Source organism: Dactylosporangium sp. NPDC049525, from assembly GCF_040676755.1.
In the GTDB taxonomy this organism is placed as follows: Bacteria; Actinomycetota; Actinomycetes; order Mycobacteriales; family Micromonosporaceae; genus Dactylosporangium.
On the sequence record NZ_JBFAPO010000008.1, the window covers coordinates 205,153 to 220,795 of the forward strand.

Annotated in this window: 13 protein-coding genes and 1 pseudogene; 4 read left to right on the forward strand and 10 right to left on the reverse strand. The window is 71.9% G+C overall.

Features of this window, described 5'->3' with window-relative positions; all coding sequences use genetic code 11:
* Positions 1 to 164 precede the first annotated feature (164 nt).
* A complete protein-coding gene (locus AB0K00_RS15520; protein ID WP_363520869.1) occupies positions 165 to 1,376 on the forward strand; it encodes an MFS transporter in 1,212 nt (403 codons plus the stop codon).
* Here the strand turns inward: AB0K00_RS15520 and AB0K00_RS15525 are convergent.
* Positions 1,351 to 1,608 carry a hypothetical protein gene (locus tag AB0K00_RS15525; RefSeq protein WP_363520871.1) on the reverse strand — a complete coding sequence of 86 codons (258 nt, stop codon included), beginning with the start codon at positions 1,606 to 1,608 and terminating at the stop codon, positions 1,351 to 1,353. The two genes, AB0K00_RS15520 and AB0K00_RS15525, sit on opposite strands and share 26 nt — an antisense overlap.
* A 33-nt stretch (positions 1,609 to 1,641) precedes the next feature.
* A pseudogene (locus AB0K00_RS15530) lies at positions 1,642 to 1,767 on the reverse strand (hypothetical protein); the annotation flags it as partial.
* A 622-nt stretch (positions 1,768 to 2,389) separates the two neighbouring features.
* On the opposite strand from AB0K00_RS15530, the gene AB0K00_RS15535 reads away from it, so the two are divergent.
* Positions 2,390 to 6,259 carry a ThuA domain-containing protein gene (locus AB0K00_RS15535; RefSeq protein ID WP_363520873.1) on the forward strand — a complete coding sequence of 1,290 codons (3,870 nt, stop codon included), beginning with the start codon at positions 2,390 to 2,392 and terminating at the stop codon, positions 6,257 to 6,259.
* A 45-nt stretch (positions 6,260 to 6,304) separates the two neighbouring features.
* Here AB0K00_RS15535 and AB0K00_RS15540 read toward each other — a convergent pair whose 3' ends face one another.
* From AB0K00_RS15540 to AB0K00_RS15550, 3 genes are read right to left on the reverse strand one after another with little or no spacing between them, the layout of a single operon-like run.
* Entirely contained in the window at positions 6,305 to 8,782 is a 2,478-nt protein-coding gene (locus AB0K00_RS15540; RefSeq protein ID WP_363520875.1) for an FtsX-like permease family protein, read from the reverse strand.
* Positions 8,779 to 9,504 carry an ABC transporter ATP-binding protein gene (locus AB0K00_RS15545; protein WP_363520878.1) on the reverse strand — a complete coding sequence of 242 codons (726 nt, stop codon included), beginning with the start codon at positions 9,502 to 9,504 and terminating at the stop codon, positions 8,779 to 8,781. The genes AB0K00_RS15540 and AB0K00_RS15545 overlap by 4 nt, the downstream gene beginning before the upstream one ends.
* On the reverse strand, positions 9,501 to 10,085 hold the full coding sequence (locus AB0K00_RS15550; RefSeq protein WP_363520881.1) for a PadR family transcriptional regulator: 585 nt from the start codon (positions 10,083 to 10,085) through the stop codon (positions 9,501 to 9,503). The genes AB0K00_RS15545 and AB0K00_RS15550 overlap by 4 nt, the downstream gene beginning before the upstream one ends.
* A 130-nt stretch (positions 10,086 to 10,215) precedes the next feature.
* On the opposite strand from AB0K00_RS15550, the gene AB0K00_RS15555 reads away from it, so the two are divergent.
* Positions 10,216 to 11,295 (forward strand): hypothetical protein, encoded by a 1,080-nt coding sequence (locus tag AB0K00_RS15555; RefSeq protein ID WP_363520884.1) that lies wholly within the window; start codon positions 10,216 to 10,218, stop codon positions 11,293 to 11,295.
* Here the strand turns inward: AB0K00_RS15555 and AB0K00_RS15560 are convergent.
* Entirely contained in the window at positions 11,276 to 11,944 is a 669-nt protein-coding gene (locus tag AB0K00_RS15560; protein ID WP_363520887.1) for a DUF998 domain-containing protein, read from the reverse strand. The two genes, AB0K00_RS15555 and AB0K00_RS15560, sit on opposite strands and share 20 nt — an antisense overlap.
* Before the next feature lie 21 nt (positions 11,945 to 11,965).
* A complete protein-coding gene (locus tag AB0K00_RS15565; RefSeq protein ID WP_363520889.1) occupies positions 11,966 to 12,319 on the reverse strand; it encodes a hypothetical protein in 354 nt (117 codons plus the stop codon).
* Positions 12,320 to 12,408: 89 nt separating this feature from the next.
* On the opposite strand from AB0K00_RS15565, the gene AB0K00_RS15570 reads away from it, so the two are divergent.
* The gene (locus AB0K00_RS15570) at positions 12,409 to 13,383 is read left to right on the forward strand and encodes a serine hydrolase (protein ID WP_363520891.1); all 975 of its coding nucleotides are present in this window, start codon (positions 12,409 to 12,411) and stop codon (positions 13,381 to 13,383) included.
* Between the two features lie 2 nt (positions 13,384 to 13,385).
* Here the strand turns inward: AB0K00_RS15570 and AB0K00_RS15575 are convergent, their stop codons facing one another.
* From AB0K00_RS15575 to AB0K00_RS15585, 3 genes are read right to left on the reverse strand one after another with little or no spacing between them, the layout of a single operon-like run.
* Entirely contained in the window at positions 13,386 to 14,333 is a 948-nt protein-coding gene (locus AB0K00_RS15575; protein ID WP_363520894.1) for a transporter, read from the reverse strand.
* Between the two features lie 3 nt (positions 14,334 to 14,336).
* Positions 14,337 to 15,203, reverse strand: coding sequence for an ABC transporter ATP-binding protein (locus AB0K00_RS15580; RefSeq protein ID WP_363520897.1), 867 nt, complete (start codon positions 15,201 to 15,203; stop codon positions 14,337 to 14,339).
* Complete coding sequence (locus AB0K00_RS15585; RefSeq protein ID WP_363520900.1) at positions 15,200 to 15,595, reverse strand: GntR family transcriptional regulator; 396 nt, start codon at positions 15,593 to 15,595, stop codon at positions 15,200 to 15,202. Before AB0K00_RS15585 ends, AB0K00_RS15580 begins: the two co-directional genes overlap by 4 nt.
* Positions 15,596 to 15,643: the final 48 nt, after the last annotated feature.

Genomic DNA, 15,643 nt, shown 5'->3' on the forward strand with positions numbered 1-15,643 from the left:
CCGTGCCCGGCCACGGCCGGGTGTTCGGGGAGGTTCGCCCGCAGTGGTGCCTTCGCCGCCCTGCCGACAGTGCTTGCTTGACGGTGGGTTGTCGAATTTCGCCGAGTGCCGTTCGTCATCAGGGTGGGGCCCGTCCGGGTCCGCGTCGAGAGCGGGTGGCCTGTATGACCGTCAACGAGCAGTCAAGCGTCGATCAGCCCGTCGTGTCCGGGACGCCGGGGCGGTGGGCCGTGACCGCGGTGTTCTTCCTCAACGGGCTCACGCTGTCGACCTACATCGTGCGGGCGCCCTCGTTCAAGGACGCCTACCAGCTCACCGACGGACAGTTCGGGCTGACCGGCCTGCTGTTCGCGCTGGCCGCGCTGGCCTGCATGCAGGGCGTCGGTCCGCTGACGGCCAGGGTGGGGACCCGCGCGGTGCTGCGCGTGGCTCTTGCGGTCATGCCGCTGCTGCTGGCCGGCATCGCCGTCGCGCCCGGCCCATGGTGGTTCACCGCCCTGGCGCCCGTGCTCGGCGCGGTCCACGGCACCACCGACGCGGCGATGAACACCAGTGCGGTCGCCGTCGAACGCCGGGCCGGGCGTCCGGTCCTCAACGGCTGCCACGCGGCCTGGAGCATCAGCGCGGTCGCCGCCTCGCTGTCCACCGCCGCCCTGACCCACACCGAGGTCTCGCTCGCCGCTCACCTCGTCACCGCCGGCGCCCTGCTGCTGGCCGCCGGCCTCGTGCTCGGTCCCCGGCTGCCGGAAACCGGCCGCGTCGAGGCCGGGGCCGGCGACACCACCGGGCAGGACGGCGCAGCGGGTTTCCGGACCGGCTGGAGCGGCGCCCTGCTCATGCTGGGCCTGACCGCCACCGCACTCATGATCTGCGAGGGTGCGGCGCTCGGCTGGGGCGGCGTCTTCCTGCACGAGGAGCGGCACGCGACCCTCAGCATGGCCGCGGCCGCGATCACCGCCTACACCGGCGGCCAGACCCTGGGCCGGCTCGCCGGCGACCGGCTCACCAGCCGCTGGGGCGGTGACACGCTGTTCCGCCTGGGGGCCGCGATCGCGACCGGCGGCCTCGCCGCCGCCGTGCTGACGCCGCATCCCGCCGCGGCGGTGGCCGGCTTCGCGCTTGCCGGGCTGGGCTCCTCGGTGCTGATACCGCTGACCTTCAGCGCGGTCGGCCGGCTGCCGGGCACCCCCACGGCGACCCTGGTGTCGCGGCTGACCACGTTCACCTACACCGGGATCCTGCTCGGTCCGGCCCTCATCGGCTGGGCCGCCGACCGGATCGGCCTCGCCGTCACCATGGCCGCGCTGATACCACTGCCGCTCATCGTTGCCCTGTTCCCCCGGCCGGGGCTCAGGCGTGATACGCCGGGAGCGTGATGGCGCCGGCGGCGCGGTGGGCCATCTTCGCCGGCAGGTCCCGCAGCCACGGCAGGTAGGGCATCATCCGCATGTTCAGCCGCATGAGCCCGGCGGCGAAGCGACTGCCGGGCACCATGAACCTGACCGAGTCGGCGAGCTTCTGGCAACCCTCCACATGGGACCGCATGGTGCGCTCGTACCGGGCGAACGCCGCGGCGTGGTCGCCGCCCGCGGTGGCGAGCTCCGCCACCGCGGCCTGATGCTCACCCAGCCGCAGCTCCGCCTCGACACGGTCGTCGACGCAGGTCAGCCGCCGCTCCTCCAGCCGGCTCGCCAGTGCCCGTGCGGAGGGGCATGCCCGGCGTCGAACGACGGGCGTTTGCCATACAGCTCCTCCACCAGGCTGTCGACGCCGGCGGCCTCGCCCTCGCGGGCGAGCAGGAGCACCAGCAGCGTGCGCAGCGCCGGCCCGCCGATGATGACCTCACGGCCGTCGGCGCGCCATGCCCGCGTCGTGCCCAGGATGCCGAACCGCACCCGTTCATTGTGCCGTGCGCCGCGCCGGGAGAGGCACAGAGTGCCATCGACCAGGACGTTGATAAACGGTAATCGATGAACCATTGCGGGCTGAGGGCGAGTCTGTTTAACTGGTCGGCACCTCGGTGAGAGAGCGCTCTCTGGAGTGATCACCCGAGGTGGAAGGAGACAAACCGACCCCGCCCCAGGTCCGGTCGCCGCCGCTAACGGTGCCCGGGCCGCCCCGTAACACCCACGGCACCACGCGGCCTTCGGCGAGGCGTGCGCGGTGCGGGTGTGTGCTGCACACATCCGCGTGGCATCGACGCCAGCAAGACATCGACATATCAACCGCCGGAGCGCGGTGGCACTGCCGTGCGCGCTTCGCCGGACCGCTCGCGAGGACCGCTTGCGAGCGACCGCGGTCAGAGATCGGACGTGATCGGCGCACGTCGTTCGCTGCTCCTGCGGAACCGCATAACTGCGTACACCGCGTAAGAGAGGTGCAACCGATCATGTTCCGCAGAGTGCTGCTCTGCGTCGCCATCGTGCTGGCCGGGGCAGGCTTCAACATCGCCCCGGCATTCGCGGCCGACTTCTCGGTGCTGATCTTCAGCAAGACCGCGGGGTTCCGGCATGACGCGATCCCGGCAGGGATCACCGCGATCCAGCAACTGGGCACGCAGAACAACTTCACGGTCGAAGCGACCGAGGACGCCGCGCAGTTCACCGACGCGAACCTCGCCAGGTTCAAGGCGGTCATCTGGCTGTCCACGACCGCCGACGTGCTCGACGCGAACCAGCAGGCCGCGTTCGAGCGCTACATCCGGGCGGGTGGCGGCTACGTCGGCGTCCACGCCGCCGCCGACACCGAATACGACTGGCCCTGGTACGGCAACCTCGTCGGCGCCTATTTCTCCAGCCACCCGGCGATCCAGCCGGTCACGGTCCGCATCGAGGACACCGCGCACCCGTCCAACGCGGGCATCCCGGCGAACTGGAACCGCACCGACGAGCTGTACAACTACCGCACCAACCCGCGCTCGCAGGTGCACGTCCTCGCGAACCTCAACGAGGCCACGTACACCGGCGGCACCATGAACGGCGACCACCCCATCTCGTGGTGCCGGGCGTATGACGGCGGGCGCTCCTGGTACACCGGCCTCGGCCACACCCAGGAGAGCTACACCGAGGCGAACTTCCGCACCCACCTGCTCGGCGGCATCAAGTACGCCGCGCAGAACATCGGCAACTGCTCGGTGGCCGCCGCCGGCACGTTCAGCCAGGTGAACCTGGCCAAGGGCGTGGCGGAGACCGGTGAGCCGATGGGTCTCACCGTGCTGCCCAACCGGGGTGTGCTGCACACCGCGCGGGACGGCGTCATCCGCTACACCGACGTCAACGGCAACACGAAGATCGCCATGACGCTGCAGGTCTACAGCCACGACGAGGAGGGTCTGCAGAGCATCAAGGCCGACCCGAACTTCGCCACCAACCACTGGGTGTACGTCTACTACGCGCCACCGCTGAGCACTCCGGGCGGCGACGCACCGGCCACGGGCACGGCGGCGCAGTTCGCCCCGTTCAACGGCTCCAACAAGCTGGCCCGTTTCACCGTGCGGGACGACAACACGATCGACCCGGCCTCGCAGGTGACGATCCTCGACGTGCCGACCAGCCGCGGGCTGTGCTGCCACGTCGGCGGTGACATCGACTTCGACGCCGCCGGCAACCTGTACCTGTCCACCGGTGACGACACCAACCCGTTCGACTCGGGCGGTTACGCGCCGCTGGACGAGCGGGCCGACCACAACCCTGCCTACGACGCGCAGCGCACCGCGGGCAACAGCAACGACCTGCGCGGCAAGGTGCTGCGCATCAAACCGGGCGCGACCGGCGGCTACACCATCCCGGCCGGCAACATGTTCGCGCCGGGCACCGCGAAGACGAAGCCTGAGATCTACGCGATGGGCTTCCGCAACCCGTTCCGGATGAGCGTCGACAAGGCCACCGGCGTCGTGTACCTCGGCGACTACGGACCCGACGCGGGCTCCGCCGACCCGAACCGGGGCCCCGCCGGCACGGTCTCGTTCGAGCGGATCACGGCGCCGGGCAACTTCGGCTGGCCGTACTGCTCCAACTACAACACCCCCTACAACGAGTACGTGTTCCCGACCGGCCCGTCGCTCGGCACGTACAACTGCGCCGGGGGCCCGACGAACAACTCGCCGAACAACACCGGCATCACCAACCTGCCGCCGTCGCAGGCCGCATGGCTGCCCTACGGCGGTCAGGGCCCCTGGCGGCCCGAGCTGGGCGGCGGCGGCCCCATGGGCGGCCCGGTCTACAACTTCAACCCGAACCTGGTCTCCGACGTGAAGTTCCCGGCCTCCTACAACGGCCAGGTCTTCCTCGGCGAGTTCACCAGCCGCTGGATCAAGGCGGCCGCCATCAACGCCAACGGCACGGCCGGCGCGATCACCCAGATCCCGTGGACCGGAACCGCCATCATGGACATGGAGTTCGGGCCGGACGGCGCCCTGTACGTGCTCGACTACGGCACGACCTGGTTCGGCGGCGACGCCAACTCGGCCCTCTACCGCATCGAGTACAACAGCGGCGGCAACCGGGCACCGATCGCCCAGGTCACCGCGACCCCGTCGTCCGGCGCGGCACCGCTGGCGGTGCAGTTCAGCTCGGCCGGCAGCAACGACCCCGACGGCGACGCGATCACGTACGCCTGGGACTTCACCAGTAACGGCAGCACCGACTCCACGGCGGCGAACCCGACGTTCACCTACCCGTCGAACGGCGAGTACACCGCGACGCTGACGGTACGCGACACCGGCGGCAAGATAGCGACGGCCAGTACCGTCATCGGGGTCGGCCGGGCGTCGGTCCAGTTGATAACCCCGGCCGACGGATCACTGTTCCAGTTCGGCGACCTGGTGCCGTTCGAGGTGAGGGTCACCGATCCGAACGCCGGCACCATCGACTGCAACCGGGTCGTGGTCAACTACGTCCTCGGCCACGACAGTCACGGTCACCCGATCACCAGCAAGAACGGGTGCACCGGGTCGATCCAGACCACAGTGGACGGTGAGCACGACGCGAACGCGAACATCTTCGGGGTGCTCGCCGCGGTGTACACACCGGTCAGCGGGGTCGCGGTCCAGGATCAGCACGTGCTGCAGCCGCGGACCCGGCAGGCCGAGCACTTCGGCACCATGAACGGCGTCCAGCTGGCCGCGAAGGCCAGCGCGCACGGCGGCAACGCGGTCGGGTTCATCGAGAACAACGACTGGATCTCGTTCACGCCGTACAACCTGGCCGGCGCCACCGGTATCAAGGCGCGGGTCGCCTCGGCCGGCGTCGGTGGCACGATCACCGTGCGGGTCGACTCGCCGACCGGCCCGGTGGCCGGCACGGTGCAGGTCGCCCCGACCGGCGGCTGGGAGACGTGGGTCGACGTCACCGGGACGATCAGCCCACCGACCGGCACGCACCAGCTGTACCTGGTGTTCACCGGCGGCGCGGGTTCCCTGTTCGACATCGACGATTTCACGTTCACCTCAGGCACGACGCAACCGCCGTCGGCGAACCTGGCGTTGAACAAGCCGGTGACGGCCTCCAGCGTCGAGAACGCCGGCACCCCGGCGTCCGCCGCCGTGGACGGCGTGGGCACCACCCGCTGGGCGAGCACGTTCTCGGATCCGCAGTGGATCCGGGTCGACCTCGGCCAGTCCTACGCCATTGACCGGGTCAAGCTGACCTGGGAGGCGGCGTACGGTTCGGCGTACCAGATCCAGACGTCCGCGGACGGTACCAACTGGACGACGGTGCGCACGGTGACCGGCGGGGACGGTGGGGTCGACGACAACACGGGCCTCGCCGCGACCGGCCGCTACCTGCGGATCAACGGCACCGCCCGTGGCACCGCATACGGCTATTCGCTGTGGGAGCTCGAGGTGTACGGCGGTGGCACCACCCAGCCGCCGGCGAGCAACCTGGCGCTCAACAAGCCGGCGACGGCGTCGAGCATCGAGAACGCCGGCACCCCGGCGTCGGCGGCCTTCGACGGTTCGCTGACCACCCGGTGGGCGAGCACGTTCTCGGATCCGCAGTGGATCCGGGTCGACCTCGGCCAGTCCTACGCGATCAACCGGGTCAAGCTGACCTGGGAGGCGGCGTACGGTTCGGCGTACCAAATCCAGACGTCCGCGGACGGTACCAACTGGACGACGGTGCGCACGGTGACCGGCGGCAACGGTGGGGTCGACGACAACACGGCGCTCAACGCGACCGGCCGGTACGTGCGGATCAACGGCACGACCCGCGCCACCGCGTGGGGCTACTCGCTGTTCGAGTTCGAGGTCTACAGCTGAGGTACGGGGCGCGGGGATCGTCGGCGGTCCCCGCGCCCCACTCGTTCATTCGAGCGGCTGCCTCGACAGGGCCGGCGGTTCCTTCCCGGCCAGCAGCCAGCCGCCGACATACGCGATCAGCGGCAGGCCGATCAGGATCGCGGCGAGGTTCAGCACCGGCACGTGCCCCAGCCAGTGCGGGTCGCGGTGGTGCCAGGCCAGCAGCGCCAGGTAGGCACCGGCCACGCCGAGCACCGCGCCGAGCAGCGCGAGCGCCGTGGCGGTCGCGGCGGTCAAGGCCCGCCGGGTGCCGCGCCGGGCCCCGGCCGCGGCCAGGGTGCGCAGATCGCGCGCCGTCTCGGTGCGGATCAGCCCGACGGTCATGGCGAGCACACCGAGGGCGACCGCGATGCCGCCGCCGGTCATGTAATTGGCCAGCCGGACCACGTCCGCGCCGGTCGGACGGGTCTCCACGCTGAGCCCACCGGCCTGCGCCCGCTGCTCCACCAGGTCGATCTGCGCCTGGGTCAGGTTTTTCGGCGCCTCGATCAGCCAGCCGGCCGGGACCGCGGTGAGCTGCAGCGCCTCCAGGACCCGCTGGGTGATCAGGGTGCCCGGCAGCGACGTGTACGCCGGCAGCGCCACGTGCTGCACCTTCGGGTGCCATTGGACGTCCCGGCCGACGGGGATCAGGTCGTAGCCGTCGACGCTGGCCCGTGACGTGACCACGTCCGTGTCCGCGGCGATGCTCGCCGGGTCGATCCCGTAGTGCGTGAGCACCTCCGGCGTGGCCAGGAACAGCTTGATCGCCCCGTTGCTGCTGTAACTGACGCCGGTGCGCCCCCCTTCCGTGATCGGGTGCGGCTGGGCCAGCCACATCGCGGGATAGCCACCGTTTTCGTTCGGCCCTGCCGTGTTCACCAGCGTCTGCAGCGGCAGCACCGACGTGGCGTGCAGCTCGGCGGCGATGGCGTCGGCCCGCTGCCGCGCGCTGTCGACCTGGCCTTGCGTCAGCGTCGGCTGCGGCCCATCCAGCGCGTGCTCGGACAGCCACACGATGGCCTGATCGGAGGGCAGGTTGCCGCCCGTCGGCACCTGCGCCTTGGCGACGGACACCCCGGCGCTGAGGGTGACGACGGCGGCGATGCCCACGGCGAGACTGATCGCGGCGAGGGCGGCGCTCGACCTCGCCCGGTACCGGGCCAGATCGCGCAGTGCCAGCCGGGGCGCCAGGGGAACGAGCCGGGCGAGGCGGCCCGCGACGGCGACGCCCACCGGAGCGAGCAGCAGCAACCCGAAGGCGGTGCCCAGGACACCACCGATGATGTACGGCGGCCTGGTCTGCTTCGCCAGGATCAGCGCGCCGAGCCCGGCGGCCAGCAGCACCGCGCCGAGCGCGGCGAACCGGCGCGCGGGCCGCGGCGGCACCGGGCGCGCCGACAGGGCAGCGACGACGGGCACCCGCGCCGCGCCGCGGGCCGGCCACCACGCCGCGCAGACCGCGGTCACGATCGCCAGCAGCACCGCGCCGAGCAGCGGCAGCCACGGCAGCTGGAAGCGGTCGACGCGGTGCCCGAGCAGCGGCTCAAGCTGCGGCCCGAGCGCGAACCAGCCGGCGATCCCGGCCGCGGCGCCGGCGAGCGCGCCGGCCACGCCGATGACGGCGCCGTTGGCCACCAGGACGAGGCGGATGTGCCGGTGGCTCGCGCCGATCGCGCCGAGCATGCCGAGCGAGCGCAGCCGGCGCTGGGCCATGACGGTGAACCCGGCCACCGCGAGCAGGCCGACGAACATCAGCCCGATCGTGGCGAGGATGAGCACCATGATGCTGCCTGCGGCCTCCTGCTCGTAGCCGCGCACGTTGACGTTCATGCCGTCCGGCCGTTTCGCGGCGGAGAACTGCGACTCCGTCGCCCGGATCAGCACGGTCACGCTGTCCGCCGCGCTGAGCTGGCCCGGGGCGACGAGCGCGAATCGGGATCGCAGGTCGAGTGGGTTCTCGACCAGGCCGACCACGGTGCGGCGCCGGCCGCCCTGGTCCCAGGTGCCGCCCAGCTGCAGGTTGAAGAGCTTCGCCACGCGATCGGTGACCGCGATCTCGTCAGGTCCGGTCGGGTACCGGCCGGCGTCGAGCCGCAGCATCGACTGGCCGTACGGGCCGTTCGGGTCCTGGTCGCGCAGGTCGACCGCGTTCGCGGAGCCCGGCACCGGGATCTTCTGGTGCCGGATCACGTCGATCGTGCCGAACGAGGCGCGCAGCGTGGCGATGTCGGCGTCCACCTTCGCGCCCGTGCTGCTGCCCAGCATCGCCAGGTAGTTTGCGGTGCCGAACGTCGAGGCCTGCCCGCCCGCGGTGTTGGCGGCCGCGCCGAGCCCGACCGTGGTGGCCGCGATCGCGACCAGCAGCAGCGCCAGCACCAGCGACTGCTGGCGCCACTCCCGGCGGAACAGCCGCCACGCCCACCGCACCACGGCCCGCCGGGCGGGCATGCCACCGTGCCCCTTCCCGAGGACCAGCGGCCGGTCCTCCACGGCGACGCTCATCGCGCCGGCTCCTCGGCGAGCAGCGAGTCAGGTCCGGGGCGGGGCGAGGTCCGGTCGACCACGCGGCCGTCGCGGATGAACAGCACCCGGTCGGCCCACGACGCGAGCTGCGCGTCGTGCGTGACCACCACCGCGGCCATCCCGCGCTTGCACGCGGCCAGGATCAGCCGCATCACCGCTTCACCGTTGGTCGAGTCGAGGGCGCCGGTCGGCTCGTCGGCGAGCAGCAGCCGGTGATCCCCGACGATGGCCCGGGCGATCGCCACCCGCTGCCGCTCGCCGCCGGAGAGCTGGTCGGGGAAGCGGGTCGCACGGTCGGACAGTCCCAGCTCCTCCAGGGCGCGCATCCCCGCGACGCGCGCCTTGCCGGCCTTCGTCCCGTCCAGCTCCAGCGGCAGCGCCACGTTCTCCACCGCGGTCAGCCCCGGCAGCAGGTTGAAGTCCTGGAACACGTAGCCGATCGCGCGCCGGCGCAGCCGGCTCTTGTCGTCGCGCGACATCGACGACAGCGGCTGACCGGCGACGAGCACCTCGCCGCTGGTCGCCGACTCCAGGGCGCCGGCGATGGTGAGCAGCGTGCTCTTGCCCGAGCCGCTGGGCCCCATCACCGCCACCATCTTGCCGGCCTCGACGACGAGGTCCACGTCACGCAGCGCGTGCACCTCGTCGGAGCCGTCCAGGTAGGTCTTCGAGACCCCACGCAGCTCCAGCACCCCGCTCATCGCCGGACCCCCGCCCTGCGCCGGATCTGCGGCGCGACATCTGATGTTCTGACGGGCGGTGGTTCCAGCGCGGCCCGCTTCAATCGCCCGTCGGCCGTGTCCAGCCATTGCACGACGGCGTCCAGCCGGTACAGCTCGGCGTCGACGACCAGCGCGAGGCCGATGTCGAACTCGGCCTCCTCCTCCTTGAGCCGGGTCCACTGCTGCATCAGCTCCACCAGGTAGCGCCGGTGCGTCTGGATCACGTCGTGCACGTCGACGCCGGGCAGCCGCACCGCGACCAGGACCTTGATGACCAGCTCGTCGCGGGGCGGGGAGGCCATGTCGGGCGGCGTGCGCAGCCACCCGGCCAGCTCGTCGGCGCCGTCGACGGTGATCCGGAACCCCTTCTGCGGCCCCGGGTCGGCGTCGTCGTCGGACTCGACGAGGCCATCACGCTCCAGCCGCTGCAGGGTCGTATACACCTGCCCGACGTTGAGCGGCCACACCTCACCGGTGCGCGCCTCGAACTCCTCGCGCAGCTGCAGCCCATACTTCGGACCCTCACTGAGCAGCGCCAACAGCGCATGCCGGATGCTCATGCCGTCACCGAACTCGATATCATGCTCGGTATGATACTGAGTATAGTGGCTGCCGGGCAACCCCCTGACATCCTGTGCCGATGGCCGAGCCGACGGACGAGGAGCTGGCCTGGCTCGACGAGTGGGAGCTGTGGCGGCGACTGAACGACCGGCTGGCATCGCTGCCCCCGGACGCATACCTGCGCTGCTTCGCCCTGTTCATGACGGATACCAGCGGCTGTTCCATCAGGATGACCTGCCCGAGGCGTACCGCCGCATCGTCGACGACATCGTCGGGCTCACCGTGCGGGCGGCGGCCGGCGAGGATGTCCGGGACGCCGCCGTGGTCCTGGACCGCGAATGGTGGCCCGGGCGTGAGGACGACGCCATCCGACAATATGACGGCCCCCTCGACATCAACATGTTCAAGGCGTGCGGTGACGCACTGTGGGAACTGGCCGACGAGGCGCACCGGTACGACTCGGCCGACAGCATCACCGACGGCGCGCTGAACTACGTCGATCCGGGCGACCAGCTCGCCAACATCCGGCTGACGCTGTGGTTCCTCGACCACGTGGAACGCGAGGCCGCCGGGGACCGGTCGCCGCCGCCGACCCTGACGCCGCGCGTGCGGAGCACAGGGCGGCGTGCCTGGGATCGCCGGCCGCTCCCGGAGGGGCCGCTGACGGTCCGCCGCGCCGGACCCGACGAGGTGCCCGCCGTGCTCGACCTCCTCGACGAGAGCGTCGACTGGCTGCGAGACCGGGGCCTGCAGCAGTGGCTGCTGTGGCCGTCCGAGCGGGACACGGTCGCGCTGACGGTCGCCCGCGGCGACGTGTGGCTGGTGCGCACGCCGACGGGTGAGATCGCCGGGACCGTCACCCTCACCACCGGCGCCGACGCCCGCTCCATGGACCTGTCCCGGCTCGCGGTGCGGCGCGCCCTGGCGGGCCGGCACCTCGGCGCGCAGATCCTCGGCTGGGCCCGCCTGCACGCCGGCCTGTGCGGCAGCGCGTCGCTGCACGTCGCCGCCTGGCCGGGCAACCCGCGGCTGCACGAGTACCTGCGCGGGCGGGGCTTTCTGGAGCTCACGACGATGGCCGGCCCGCTGGCCACGTCACGCACCCTGTTCACCCGCCGGACGGACCACGTCGGCGAGGTCGAACCCGGCGACGAGTACGTGCTCACCCGCGAGGGCGACGGTCAGGTCGTCACCGTGCGGCACTCATGAGCGGGGGGCGGGTCGCCCGCACCGCCCACCACGCCAGCAACAGCACCGTGACAACCTCGGCGACGCCGAGCAGCCGCTCCACGCCGCCGAGCGGGATGGCCCGCCACCAGCGCACCCCGGTCCACGACTCGGACACCAGCGCCCACAGGATCGGCGAGAAGCACAGCAGCGACACCAGGCCGCCGAGCGCGACCAGCCGGGCGGGTTGCGTGGCCCGGACACCCCGCAGCCACGGCGTCGCGGCCAGCAATGCGCCCGCGGGCAGGCTGAGGAACGCGACCAGGCTCGCGACGCGGTGGATGTCGCCGCTCATCGACGGGCCGGCCGCCCAGTTGTGCTTCTCGAACCACACCACGCCGACGAGCCCACCCACCCACAGCAGCAGTGCTGCGACCGCCGCGCCGCGGACCAGCCCGGCCCGCAGCAACGCGACCAGCACGGCGAACGACCCGGCGGCCAGCAGCAGCGTCGCCACGTCGAACACCCAGCCGTTGGACAGCAACGCGTACTGGCTGATCGTGCGGCTGCTCCAGTCCAGCCCGGCCGACGGCGGCACCACGTGCAGCACGCCGTACAGGACCACGGACACCGCCACGCACAGCACACCCAGCCTCGCGAACGCCCCGACCGTTCCAGCCCGACTCCTCATCCCGTCCAGCCTGCCACGGCGTCAGTGGCACACCAGCGCGACATTCATCAGCAGGCAGCACGAGCTGACGACGGCCAGTGCGAGTGCACACACCCCGCGGGCGGCGATCTCGACACGGCCGCGGTGCCGGTGGGTGAGCGGCAGCACCTGTTCCATGGCGATCAGGGCCCACCAGCTCAGCAGTACCAGCGGAAACCAGAGATCCCAGTCGGCGTTGGCGAAGGCGCTCGCGTTGCCGTTGGCGCCGTAGTTGGGGCAGTCCTCCTGGCGCATCACGGGGTCGAGGAACACCAGCAGCAGCGCGATCGCCGCGCCGCCGGTGAGGCAGGCCCAGAAGCCGCTGAGCCGTGACCCACGTCCATCGCCATCGATCATCAGGTGAGCGTAGAGACGTGGGGCGGTGAGATTTGCGAAGATCCTGTGGACGTTGTGCACAGTGTTGCGTATCGAAGGGATGGTCGTGGATGTCGCAGTTGCGGGACCGCCTTGGGGAGGCGCTCGACGCCGGGCAGTTGGACGGTCTGCACGCGGTCGTGGCGGTGCGCGGCGGCCGTACCGTGCTGGAGCACTACGGCGAGGGCGAGGACTTCGCCTGGGAGCGGTCGCTGGGTGTCGTGCGGTTCGGCCCGGACACGCTGCACGACGTGCGGTCGGTGACGAAAAGCGTGACCGCGCTGCTGTACGGCATCGCGCTCGGCGACGGTCGCGTTCCCGGACCGCTGGCGCCGCTGCTGCAACAGTTTCCTCAGTACCCGGACCTGGCCGCCGACGCCGACCGGGCCCGGCTCACGGTCGAGCATGCGCTCACGATGTCGCTCGGGCTCGAATGGCGCGAGGACATCCCGTACGACAGCCCCGCCAACGCCGAGATCGCGATGGAGCTGGCCCCGGACCGGTACCGGTACGTGCTGGAACGGCCGGTCGTCGAGGCGCCCGGCATCCGGTGGGGCTACTGCGGCGGCGCCTCGGCGCTGCTCGGGCAGCTCATCGCCGACGGGACGGGCAAGCCCCTCGCCGAGTACGGGCAGGCCGCGCTGTTCGACCCGCTGGGCATCGAGCACGTCGAGTGGATGGCCGGCACCGACGGGGTCGCGTCGGCGGCGTCCGGGTTGCGGCTCGCGCCGCGTGACCTGGCGCGGATCGGCGAGCTGGTGCTCGCCGAGGGGGAGTGGGACGGCCGGCGGGTGGTCCCGGCCGACTGGATCCGCACGATGGTCCAGCCGCGGCTGAAGACCGACTGGGGCGCCGGCTACGGCTACCACTGGTACCTGGAGACGATCGCCGGCCGCCGGGTGGTGATGGCCGCGGGCAACGGCGGCCAGCGGCTCGCCGTCGTGCCGGACCTCGATCTCGCCGTGGCGATCACCGCCGGCAACTACGACGACGCCGAGCAGTGGCGTACCCCCATCGCCGTGCTGGAGAAGGTCGTCCTGGCGTGAGGTCAGGTCCGGCGGCGGGTGAGCCAGACCGCGGCGGCCAGCAGCACGGCGGCCAGCGTCACGAAGAGCCCGGACTCGATCGCCTGGAACGGCCAGAAGCTGCTGTCCGGGTGGTATTCGGTGCGGTGCAGCAGGCCGTGCTCCAGCAGGTACCGGTCGACCGAACCGCCGGAGCCGGCGAGCTGCCGCACGACGGCCACCCGTTCGTGCTCGGGGACCAGCCGGCCGGTCCGGTCGACCCAGCCGTCGGCCACTGTCCAGTCGGTGCCGGGGGTGTCCACGGCGCCCGGCTCGGTGACGCGGACCAGCGGCGGGCGGTAATGCGGCCGGACGTACTCCTCTAGGGTGAGCCGCACGGCGAGGAACCCGGTCAGAGTGGCGGCCATCGCCACGATGGTGTGCCGCAGCAGCGCCCCGGCGAGCACGCCCAGCGCGAACGCGAACAGCGCCGCCGACGTCAGGCTCGGCCCGGCGATGACGAACGAGGTGGCGTTCAGCCGGCCGTGGATGTCGTCGAGCGGCCCCCGCCACCAGGCGAGCAGCGCGGCGACCGTGGCGGTCATCGCCGCCACGGTCACACCGACCAGGGTCAGCTTGGTGACCGTCCAGCGGGTCCGGGAGACGCTCTGGGTGAAGGCGAGCCGCCAGGTGCCCTGCTCGAACTCCCGGGCCAGCAGCGGCGCGCCGACGAAGACGCCGGCGAGGGCGGGCAGGAACGCGGTCCACATCAGCCGGCGTCCCCATTCGGCGTGCCGGTCGGCGAACGCCTGGATCAGCGGCTCGCAGCCCGGCCGGGTGGACGGGTCGGCGACGCAGCCGGCGACGCCGTCGGCCCGGTACTCCGCGTGCATCGCGAAGCCGGTCCACAGCAGCGGTGCCGCGATCAGGACCAGCAGGACGGCGGCGGCGAACAGTTCGGCGCGGTGCTGGCGCCAGGTGACCCACAGCATCGCTCAGCCCTCCAAGGGTCGTTCGAGATAGGCCAGGACGAGGTCCTCCAGGCTCACCGGGTGCGCCTGCCAGCGCGGGTGCGTCGGCGCCGCCGACTGCCGGACGAGCACGTTGCTGTGCCGCCGGCCGTGGGTCACGGCGATGACCCCAGGCAGGCCCGCGGCCGCGTCGCTGCGCGGGCCGGTCAGCAGCTGGTGCTCGGCGAGCAGGTCCTCGATGTCGCCGGTGAGCCGGACCCGCCCGCGGTGCAGCAGCACCAGGTGGTCGCAGAGCCGCTCCAGCTCGGCGACGACGTGTGAGGACAGCAGCACGGTCAGGTCGCGTTCGGCGACGGCCGTGACCAGCATCCGCATCACGTCGCGGCGGGCGAGCGGGTCGAGGCTGGCCACCGGCTCGTCGAGGACCAGCAGCCGGGGCCGTTTCGCCAGCGCGAGGCTCAGCGCGACCTGCGCCTGCTGCCCGCCGGACAGCGCGCCGGTGCGCCGGTCCAGCGGGATGTCGAGCTCGCCGAGGCGGTGCCGGGCCTCGACCAGGTCGAAGCGCGGGTTCATGGCGGCGCCGTAGCGCAGCATGTCGGCGACGGTGAACCCGCGGTACAGCGGGTGGTCCTGCGCGACGAAGCCGACCTGCGCCAGCCCGTCCGGCCGGTCCATCCGCATCGGCCGGCCGAACATCGACACGCTGCCCTCGGTCGGTCGCAGCAGGCCGATCGCCAGCTGCAGCAGCGTGGTCTTGCCGGCGCCGTTGCCGCCGACCAGCCCGATGATCCGCCCGGCAGGCAGATCCAGGGTGCAGTCGCGCAGACCCCAGGCGCGGCGGCCGTACCGCTTGCCGAGGCCGGTCGCGCGCAGCGCGGGTTCGCCGGTCATGCCGCACCGGCGCCGGTCTGCTCGTCCTGCATGCCCAGGGCGACCATGGCCCGGATCTGGTCCTGGTCGAGCCCGGCCTCGCGGGCCGCTGTGAGCCAGCGGCGCAGGTCACGCGACAGCCGGGCATACGTCGCGGGTGGGACCGGGTCGACGGAGCCGACCACGTAGGTCCCCTGCCCGGCCCGGGGCGCGACGAGCCCGGCGTGTTCGAGCTCCCGATAGGCCTTCGCCACCGTGTTGGCGTTGATGACCAGGGCGGCGGCGACGTCCCGCACCGGCGGCAGCTGGTCGCCGTCCTCGAGGTAGCCCAGGAGCAGGGCACTGCGCACCTGCTCGACGAGCTGCAGATACGTCGGTACCCCGGATCTGGCGTCCAACCGGAATGCGAACATCACACCTCCACCACCCCGCGTCCTCGTGTACTAGGACAGTAATACACG

Bases quoted from the DNA above. Each gene is read 5' to 3' on its own strand.
- AB0K00_RS15580 (WP_363520897.1), bottom strand. From the start codon at position 15,203: ATGACCGGCGAACCCGCGCTGCGCGCGACCGGCCTCGGCAAGCGGTAC.
- AB0K00_RS15540 (WP_363520875.1), bottom strand. From the start codon at position 8,782: ATGAGCGTCGCCGTGGAGGACCGGCCGCTGGTCCTCGGGAAGGGGCAC.
- AB0K00_RS15575 (WP_363520894.1), bottom strand. From the start codon at position 14,333: ATGCTGTGGGTCACCTGGCGCCAGCACCGCGCCGAACTGTTCGCCGCC.
- AB0K00_RS15585 (WP_363520900.1), bottom strand. From the start codon at position 15,595: ATGTTCGCATTCCGGTTGGACGCCAGATCCGGGGTACCGACGTATCTG.
- AB0K00_RS15545 (WP_363520878.1), bottom strand. From the start codon at position 9,504: ATGAGCGGGGTGCTGGAGCTGCGTGGGGTCTCGAAGACCTACCTGGAC.
- AB0K00_RS15570 (WP_363520891.1), top strand. From the start codon at position 12,409: ATGTCGCAGTTGCGGGACCGCCTTGGGGAGGCGCTCGACGCCGGGCAG.
- AB0K00_RS15550 (WP_363520881.1), bottom strand. From the start codon at position 10,085: ATGAGCATCCGGCATGCGCTGTTGGCGCTGCTCAGTGAGGGTCCGAAG.
- AB0K00_RS15560 (WP_363520887.1), bottom strand. From the start codon at position 11,944: ATGAGGAGTCGGGCTGGAACGGTCGGGGCGTTCGCGAGGCTGGGTGTG.
- AB0K00_RS15565 (WP_363520889.1), bottom strand. From the start codon at position 12,319: ATGATCGATGGCGATGGACGTGGGTCACGGCTCAGCGGCTTCTGGGCC.
- AB0K00_RS15520 (WP_363520869.1), top strand. From the start codon at position 165: ATGACCGTCAACGAGCAGTCAAGCGTCGATCAGCCCGTCGTGTCCGGG.
- AB0K00_RS15535 (WP_363520873.1), top strand. From the start codon at position 2,390: ATGTTCCGCAGAGTGCTGCTCTGCGTCGCCATCGTGCTGGCCGGGGCA.